Origin of the sequence: Kitasatospora sp. MY 5-36, assembly GCF_001182915.1 — a bacterium.
Lineage (GTDB): Bacteria > Actinomycetota > Actinomycetes > Streptomycetales > Streptomycetaceae > Kitasatospora.
Genome location: NZ_LFVW01000560.1, coordinates 1 through 7,719, shown reverse-complemented (window position 1 = coordinate 7,719; position 7,719 = coordinate 1). Strand labels below are relative to the sequence as shown.

6 protein-coding genes are annotated in these 7,719 nt (G+C 73.4%); 5 read left to right on the top strand and 1 reads right to left on the bottom strand.

Annotated features, from left to right (window positions below):
* Positions 1 to 185: 185 nt before the first annotated feature.
* Both AE652_RS30045 and AE652_RS30040 read left to right on the top strand, forming a co-directional pair.
* Positions 186 to 815, top strand: a complete 630-nt coding sequence (locus AE652_RS30045) for a maleylpyruvate isomerase N-terminal domain-containing protein (RefSeq protein ID WP_049657169.1) — start codon at positions 186 to 188, stop codon at positions 813 to 815.
* Between the two features lie 110 nt (positions 816 to 925).
* A complete protein-coding gene (locus tag AE652_RS30040) occupies positions 926 to 2,761 on the top strand; it encodes a M1 family metallopeptidase (protein WP_049657167.1) in 1,836 nt (611 codons plus the stop codon).
* 68 nt (positions 2,762 to 2,829) lie between these two features.
* Here the strand turns inward: AE652_RS30040 and AE652_RS30035 are convergent, their stop codons facing one another.
* Positions 2,830 to 3,750, bottom strand: a complete 921-nt coding sequence (locus AE652_RS30035; RefSeq protein WP_082346066.1) for a lysozyme — start codon at positions 3,748 to 3,750, stop codon at positions 2,830 to 2,832.
* Between the two features lie 344 nt (positions 3,751 to 4,094).
* On the opposite strand from AE652_RS30035, the gene AE652_RS30030 reads away from it, so the two are divergent.
* The 3 genes from AE652_RS30030 to AE652_RS30020 all read left to right on the top strand — a co-directional run.
* Positions 4,095 to 4,673, top strand: a complete 579-nt coding sequence (locus AE652_RS30030) for a GNAT family N-acetyltransferase (protein WP_049657166.1) — start codon at positions 4,095 to 4,097, stop codon at positions 4,671 to 4,673.
* A gap of 281 nt (positions 4,674 to 4,954) precedes the next feature.
* Entirely contained in the window at positions 4,955 to 6,694 is a 1,740-nt protein-coding gene (locus AE652_RS30025) for a glycosyltransferase (protein ID WP_369808342.1), read from the top strand.
* A gap of 136 nt (positions 6,695 to 6,830) precedes the next feature.
* Positions 6,831 to 7,719, top strand: an 889-nt coding sequence (locus tag AE652_RS30020; protein ID WP_049657163.1) for an acyltransferase, incomplete at its 3' end; no start/stop codon positions are given.

The following is a 7,719-nucleotide window of genomic DNA, read 5'->3' as shown; positions in this document are numbered from 1 at the left end:
CCGAACTCCTCCAGCGCGGCACGGTGCACCGGGGCCGGGCGGGTGGCGGCGGGTACGGGCAGCGGGCGGGTGGCGGGGCCGGTCATGGGTCGATGGTGACGGCCCGGGGCGGGGGTGGCAAACGGCTTTCCGCGGGCCCGGGATAGCGTGGGGCGATCCCGTGATCACCGTCCCGAGGAGAGCCGATGAACAGTCAGAACGATCCCGTGCGCGTGCTGTTGGCGGAGGCCTGGACCTCCTGGGCGGAGCGGGGCGCGGCCCTGGCCGCCGAGGACTGGGGCCGCCCCACCCGGCTGCCCGAGTGGACCGTACGGGAGCTGTTCGCGCATGTGGCGCCGGTGCCGGAGATGTTCACCGGGCTGCGCGCGGCCGTCCTGGACACGCCGGCCGAGGTGGCCGACGGGGCCGGCATCCTGCGGGCCTACAACCGGCCTGGCGGCATCGCCCACACCGCCGCCGGGCAGGTCGCCGAGGCGGCGAAGCGGACCGCCGAGGTGGCCGAACCCGCCGTGCTGATCGCCCGGTTCGGCGTCGAGGGCCCGGCGGCGCTGGCCGGCCTCGCGGACCTGCCGCCGGGGACCACGGTGGCGCACCCGCTGCTCGGCAGCGTGACGGTCGGCGCGCTCGGCGAGGTGGCGCTGATGGAGGCGACCGTCCACCTGCTCGACCTGATCGCGGCCGTCGGCGGCCCGCCGCCCGCCGAGGGGGCGCTGCACTTCACCCGTGCCCTGCTGGCGGAGGTGGCCGACCCGGTGGCCTTCATCGAGGCGGCGACCGGCCGTAGCGCCGAGGCGGTGCTCCCGGTGCTGCGGTAGGGCTGCCGTCGGGTGGGGTGAGGCGTATGCGTCTCATGTCATGAGCCTTTCAAAGGTGCGGGTTTGCTGTCACGCTGCTGCTCCCGGCCCGCTCCCCACGAGAGGCTCCGATGAGAAGACTCCTCCCTGCCCTGACCGGCGCCGCCCTGTTCGCGGCGACCGGCCTCGCGGCGCTCGCCACCCCCAATGTGGCGAGCGCCGCGGACTGCACACCCGCCCAGGTGGTGGCCAACGGCGGTTTCGAGTCCGGTGGTTCGTCCTGGTCGGCGCCGAGCGGCGCGATCACCGCCGACACCGGCCAGAGCGCCCACTCCGGCAGCTCCTACGCCTGGCTCGACGGCTACGGCTCCAGCCACACCGACACGCTCTCGCAGTCCGTCACCCTCCCCGCCGGGTGCGGCACCGCGACGCTCGGGTTCTGGCTGCACGTCGACACCGCCGAGACGACCGGCAGCACCGCGTACGACAAGCTGACCGTCAAACTCGGCTCCACCACCCTGGCCACCTACTCCAACCTGGACGCGAAGGCCGGGTACGTGCACAGGACGCTCGACGTCTCCGCCTTCGCCGGCCAGTCCGTGACGCTCGCCTTCACCGGCGTTGAGGACGCCAGCCTGCAGACCAGCTTCGTGCTGGACGACGTCACCCTGGACGTCTCCGGCGGCGGCACGTCGCCCCAGCCCGGCGACCCGACCCGCACCCCGGTCGCGCCGGCGTACACCGTCGGCCTCACCAGCGACTCCTCCGGCGGCAGTTGGACCGGGCACGAGAGCGTGACGTTCACCAACGCCTCGCCCGACCCGCTGAACGAGGTGTACCTGCGGCTGTGGGACAACGCCCACGGCAGCTGCCCCAGCACCCCGATCACGGTGACCAACGTGACCGGCGGCACGCCCTCACCGCTCACGGTGAACTGCACCGCGCTCAAGATCACCCTGCCGGCCCCGCTCGCCCAGGGCCAGAGCGGCACCGTCGCCTTCGACCTCGGCATCACCGTGCCGAGCGGCGCGGACCGCTTCGGCCACGACGGCGCGTACAACTTCCTCGGCAACGCCCTGCCCGTCCTCGCGATACGGGACGCGGCCGGCTGGCACCTCGACCCGTACACCAACAACGGCGAGTCCTTCTACTCGGTGGCCGCGGACTTCGCCGTCACCCTGGACCACCCGAGCGGTCTGCTGGTGCCCGCGACCGGCACCTCGGTGGACACCCCCGGCACGGCCGGACGGACCGTCACCAAGGCGACCGCGAGCAAGGTGCGCGACTTCGCCTGGGGCGCCGGGCCGTTCACGAAGATCTCCGGCACCTCCGCCGCCGGGGTGAAGGTCAACGTCTACTCGGTGGCGGGCATCAGCGCGGCCGACTCCCAGTCGATGCTCTCCACCGCGACCTCGGCGGTCGACGCCCACGCCCAGCGCTTCGGCGCCTACCCGTACGGCGAGTTGGACGCGGTGCTCGACAACAACTTCTGGTTCGGCGGCATGGAGTACCCGGGCTTCGTCCTCGACCTGGTCAGCACCACGGCGCTCACCCACGAGATCGGCCACCAGTGGTGGTACGGCATCGTCGGCGACGACGAGTACAACGGCCCCTGGCTGGACGAGGCCTTCACCGACTACGCCACCGACCTCGCCCTCGGCAAGACCGGCAACGGCTGCTGGAACAGCGTCTCCTGGGCGTCCTCGGCGGAGCGGATCACCAACTCGATGGCGTACTGGGACGCCAACTCCTCGCGCTACTCGACGGTCGTCTACGGCTACGGCAAGTGCGCCCTGCACGACCTGCGCCGGACGATCGGCGACAGCGCGATGACCACGCTGCTGCGGAACTACGCGCAGGCGCACTGGTACGGCGTCTCCACCACCGCGGAGTTCAAGGCCGCGGCCCAGGCCGCCACCACGGTGGACCTGAGCTCCTTCTGGAGCCAGCACCGCATCGACGGCTGAGCCCGGACATCCGTACATCCCGGACGTCGCCCCCGGTCCAGGCCGGGGGCGACGCCCTTTCCGCGGGGTCAGCCCAGGGCGAGGGCGCGGAGGCGGTCGGCCGCGCCGTTGAAGTAGTTCTGGTCACCGGGGAAGGTGCCGGAGTCGGCGAACTGCCAGAAGGTCTGGTAGCCCCAGCCGTTCGGCAGGGTGCCGACGGAGGAGGCGTAGCGGGCTATCCAGAGCGGATTGGTGGTGCCGAAGCCGCCGTTGTTGCCGGTGCACTGGCTCCACCAGTTGGTGGTGGTGTAGATGGTGGGGTAGCGGCCGGTGCGGGAGTGCACGGTGTTGCTGAAGTCGCGGATCCAGCTGACCATGGCGCTCTGGCTGAGGCCGTAGCAGGTGGCGCCGTAGGGGTTGTACTCGATGTCCAGCGCGGGCGGCAGGGTCTTGCCGTCGGCGGACCAGCCGCCGCCGTGGCTGACGAAGTAGTTGGCCTGGGTGGCGCCGGAGGAGGCGTTCGGCAGCGCGAAGTGGTAGGCGCCGCGGACCAGGCCGGCGTTGTATGAGCCGTTGTACTGCTGGGCGAAGGACGGGTTGGTGTAGCCGGTGCCCTCGGTCGCCTTGACGTAGGCGAACTTGGCGCCGTTGGCCGCCACCGAGGACCAGTTGACGTTGCCCTGGTAGCCGGAGACGTCCAGGCCCGGGGTCTGGGTGGCGGCGAGGGAGGCGAACGGGGCGGCGGTGCTTCGCCCCTCGCGGGCGGCGACGGTGGAGCCGGCGAAGTCCTGCTCGGGGTGGAAGCCGGGACGGCCCTCGGCGAGGGGGGCGACCGGGGCGGGGTCGGCCGCGTACGCGGGGGCGGCGGCACCGGCGACCAGGGCGGTCGCGGCGGCGAGGGCGGCCAGTGCGGGCAGTCGGCGGCGGGCCGGTCTGGCGGCCGCGGCGGTGCTCGCGGCGGTGCTCGCGATGGTGGCCGTGGTGCGGGCGGAGCGGGAAGAGCGGGGCATGAGCACTCCTCTGGTCCGAGCGTGGGGAAGGTCGAAATGACCCGGTTCGGCCGGGGTCTGACCGGCCGTACCGCAGAGTAGCCATGTACCTGGCACCGCCACCAGGCATCTTTTTTCACATGGTGAACGCACGTCACCTCGGTCGGAACGCCATGACCGGCAACCGGCGTTGCCGGTTCTGCCGGTGCGGCCGGCCCCGGGGCGGGGGCGACGGAGGGGCCGGGAGAGGGGTCGGGGGAGGGGCGGGCAGCGGAGGCGGCGCCGGGTGCGGCGGGGGCGCTGTGGCACGATGCCCGCGGGCCGGCCACCACGGGCGGCCCCCTGCACGTGAGGAGAGACCAGCCATGATCGAGACCGCCACCGACTCCGCCCGGCCCGCCGGGGAGCCCGTGTTCCGGCCCGCCACGCCCGCCGACGTCCCGGCGCTGGTCGCGCTGGTCGAGTCCGCCTACCGGGGCGACTCCAGCCGGGCCGGGTGGACCACGGAGGCGGACCTGCTGGGCGGCCGGCGCACCAACCCGGAGGCCGTCGCCGAGGCCGTGGGCCACCCCGACGGCGTGGTGCTGCTCGCCGAGCGGGACGGCGAGCTGGTCGCCTGCTGCCAGCTGGAGCGGCGCGGCGGGCTGGCCTACTTCGGCATGTTCTCGGTGCGTCCCGGGCTCCAGGGCGGCGGCATCGGCCGGGCCGTGCTGGCCGAGGCGGAGCGGGTGGCGGGCGAGGAGTGGGGCGTCGGCGCGATGGAGATGACGGTGATCGAGCAGCGCGCCGAGCTGATCGCCTGGTACGAGCGGCGCGGCTTCCGGCGCACCGGCGAGTTCAGCCCGTTCCCGTACGGGGACGAGCGCTTCGGCATCCCGCGGCGGCCGGACCTCCGGTTCGCGCACCTCGTCAAGGAGTTGAAGGCGGAGTCTGCGGGGAATTGACGTCTGTGTACGGAAGTTGACGGCTGCGTGGGAGCCGGGGCCGGGTCGTCCGGGCGGTCGTACCAGTAGTCGTACCGGTGGTTGACGGCCTCGGAAACGGCCCGTCCTCGGGGTTCGGTTCAGTTCCGCTGGACCGGGTTTCCGCAGGTGATCCGCCGTCAACTCGCTGAGCTGGGGCGATGCGGAGATGTCATACCTCGTTCATTATTGGTCTAGGCCAATGTGAGAGGCTGAGCGCGAACGGCCACGTTCCGTCCGCTGCCCAGGGGGGCCATTTCCGCATGCCCGTTCTCCATGGCACCGCCATGCCCGCACCCGACACCGGTCCGCGCCGGACACCCGCGGACCCCGACAACCACCGGCTGCCCAGCCCGCCCGACGACGAGGAGCTCTACTGGTACTTCGGCCCGCAGCGCCGCTGGGTGCTGCTCTGCGCCACCCTCTCCTACGCGGGAGCCACCGCCACGCTCGGCCTGTTCGCCCTCAGCAAGCCGCTGCTCTGGCCCTTCCTGGTGCTCACCGTGCTCAACGCGGCCACCTGGCTGCTCTCGCTCACCGACGGCCAGCGCGCCCGGCGCTTCACCCGCGACTCGCACGACCTGCTGCTGCGCGCCTGGAGCCCCGCCCGCGCCCCGAGCGTGGACCTGCTGCTGCCGACCGCCGGCGAACCGCTGGCCGTCCTGGACAACGCCTACCGGTACACCGCGGCCGTCCAGTGGCCCGGTGAGCTGACCGTCCTGGTCCTCGACGACGCCGGCCGCCCCGAGGTGCGCGAACTCGCCGAGTCCTACGGCTTCCGCTACCACGCCCGCCCCGACCGGGGCCGGTTCAAGAAGGCCGGCAACCTCAACCACGGCCTGGCCGAGGGCACCGGCGAGATCGTCGCCGTCCTGGACGCCGACTTCTGCCCCCGCCCCGACTTCCTGCACCACCTGGTGCCCTACCTCGACAACCCCGGGGTCGGCATCGTGCAGAGCCCGCAGTGCTTCGACACGGACGCCGACATGTCCTGGCTCGAACGCGCCGCGGGAGCGACCCAGGAGATCTTCTACCGCTGGATCCAGCCCTCCCGGGACGCGCAGGACGGCACCGTCTGCTGCGGCACCAACGCCCTGTACCGCCGCGCCGCGCTGCAGCGGATCGGCGGCTTCGCCGAGATCGACCACAGCGAGGACCTCTACACCGGCCTCGCCCTCGCCCGCGCCGGATGGTCCACCCGCTACGTCCCCGCGCTGGTCGCCAAGGGCATGTCGCCCACCGGCCTGCCCGCCTTCATCAGCCAGCAGTACCGCTGGTGCCTCGGCTCCCTGGCACTCGTCCGCGACCCGGACTTCCGCCGCGGCCCGCTGCCGAAGTCCGCCCGGCTCTGCTTCTGGAACGGCATCCTCGGCTACGTCACCAGCGCGGTGAACGTCTTCGCCGTGCCGCTGCCCGCCCTGATCATGCTGTTCTTCCGGCCCGAGGAGATCCAGCCCTGGCAGGTGCTGCCGTTCCTGCCGCCGATCTGGGTCGCCCTGGTGCTGCTGCCCGCGATGTCCCGCACCCGCTGGCGCTTCGAGGTCACCCGGGTCCAACTCCTCGGCGGGCTCTGCCACGTGGTCGCCATCGCGCACGCGCTGCGCCGCCGCTCCGCCGACTGGGTGCCCACCGGCGCCGTCTCCGGCGGCAGCACGCTCGCCCGCGCCGTCGCCCGGATCGGGGTCGCCTGGCTCGGGCTCGTCGTCCTCGCGGGCGCCGCCGGGCTGGTCCGGGCCGCGCTGCTGTACGGCTGGCGGCCGTACTGGGCGCTCGCCGGGCTGCTCGCGCTCACCACCTACACCATGGTCCCGCTGATCCGGGAGCTGTGGCCGCTGCTGAACGGGACCAACGGGGGCAAGGGCGCCGCCGTCGGTGAGGTCGCCGCGCCCGCACCGGGCCGCTCCGACCTCGGGTTCGGACGGGCCGAGGCCGTCGCCGTCACCGCCGCACTGCTGCTGTGCGGGCTGCTGGCCTCCGGCTGGGCCGACCCACTGATCTTCTGACGGACCGTCACTTCCACTGCAACACCTGCCTGTTGCGTTTCCTTGCGCGTCGCCCCACCGGCGCGGACACCGCCCGGCCGCCCCATCGGCCCGGCGGGCCCGACAAACCGCTGCCAGCCCTGCAAGGAGCACCGCCGTGTCAACGGCCGTACCACCACCGTCGTCGTCCTCCTCTTCCGCTGACGTCCAGCCCTCCGCTCCGACCTCCGCCGCGTCCGGCCCAGGCGTCGACCTGCTGCCCGGCGTCGTCCGGGTCGACCGGGAACTCGCCGCCCCGCAGCGCGCCACCGTCGCCGAGAGCGGGCAGGCCCGCCGGCGCACCGCCTTCCGCCCCGACATCGAGGGGCTGCGCGGCGTCGCCGTGCTCTCCGTCCTCGCCTTCCACTCCGCCGTCCCCGGCCTGACCGGCGGCTTCGTCGGCGTCGACGTCTTCTTCGTCATCTCCGGCTTCCTGATCACCGGCCTGCTCGTCGGCCGCCCGCTCGGCCTGTGGGACTTCGCCGCCCGCCGCGCCCGGCGCATCCTGCCCGCCGCCGCCACCGTGCTCGTCGCCACCGCCGTCGCCGGCGGCGCCCTGCTCGACCCGCTGCGCGGCACCGACCTCGCCCGCGACCTGATCGCCTCCGCCGGACAGTTCGCCAACTGGCGCTTCGTCGGCCAGCAGACCGACTACCTGGCCGCCGAACACGACCCCAGCCCGCTGCAGCACTTCTGGTCGCTGGGCGTGGAGAACCAGTTCTACCTGCTCTGGGGCGTGCTGCTGCTCGGCCTCGCCCGCTACCTGCACGGGCGCCGCCGCACCCTCGCGATCACCCTCGCCACGGTGGCCGTCGGCGGCGTCTCACTGGCGCTCTGCCTGCGCTGGACGGCCACCTCCGCGCCGCTCGCCTACTTCTCCACCGGCAGCCGGCTCTGGGAGTTCGCGGCCGGCGCCTGCGCGGCGCTGGCCGGCCCGGCCCTGCTCTCCCGCGCCGAGCGGCGCCCGGTGGTGTGGTCGCTGCGGGTGGCCGGCTGGCTCGGCCTCG

Coding starts and splice junctions, on each gene's coding strand:
- AE652_RS30045 (WP_049657169.1), top strand. CDS start 186: ATGAACAGTCAGAACGATCCCGTGCGCGTGCTGTTGGCGGAGGCCTGG.
- AE652_RS30040 (WP_049657167.1), top strand. CDS start 926: ATGAGAAGACTCCTCCCTGCCCTGACCGGCGCCGCCCTGTTCGCGGCG.
- AE652_RS30035 (WP_082346066.1), bottom strand. CDS start 3,750: ATGCCCCGCTCTTCCCGCTCCGCCCGCACCACGGCCACCATCGCGAGC.
- AE652_RS30030 (WP_049657166.1), top strand. CDS start 4,095: ATGATCGAGACCGCCACCGACTCCGCCCGGCCCGCCGGGGAGCCCGTG.
- AE652_RS30025 (WP_369808342.1), top strand. CDS start 4,955: ATGCCCGTTCTCCATGGCACCGCCATGCCCGCACCCGACACCGGTCCG.